The organism is Cognatundibacterium curvum, from assembly GCF_014284235.1.
Lineage (GTDB): Bacteria > Pseudomonadota > Gammaproteobacteria > Burkholderiales > Burkholderiaceae_D > Undibacterium > Undibacterium curvum.
Window position 1 is genome coordinate 1 of record NZ_JACOGD010000056.1, and the last position, 219, is coordinate 219.

The 219-nt window shown below is 58.4% G+C and carries 1 protein-coding gene; it reads right to left on the minus strand.

What is annotated here, in order from left to right; translation table 11 throughout:
• Nucleotides 1–219: type VI secretion system Vgr family protein (locus H8K43_RS19365; protein WP_186905273.1), on the minus strand; the 219-nt coding region annotated here is incomplete at both ends.

A 219-nucleotide genomic window follows, 5' to 3' on the forward strand; every position in this document is an offset into this window, starting at 1 on the left:
CCTTGTTTGCTGAGCCTGCGATTTCTGCATTTTGTTGTTCGAGGTCTTGTGCGACCTGAGGCTGATCGCTTGCTTCTTGCGCTCCGGCTTGCTGGGCGGCGTCGGCCAGACTGGCGTGTAAATTGTGCGCGTGCTGCAGCCGTTGTGCGCTTTCGTTCAGGCTGGTGTGGTGGTTTTGTGCCTGGGGTCTTGCTTCGCTGCTGATCAGGAGGCCGTCTT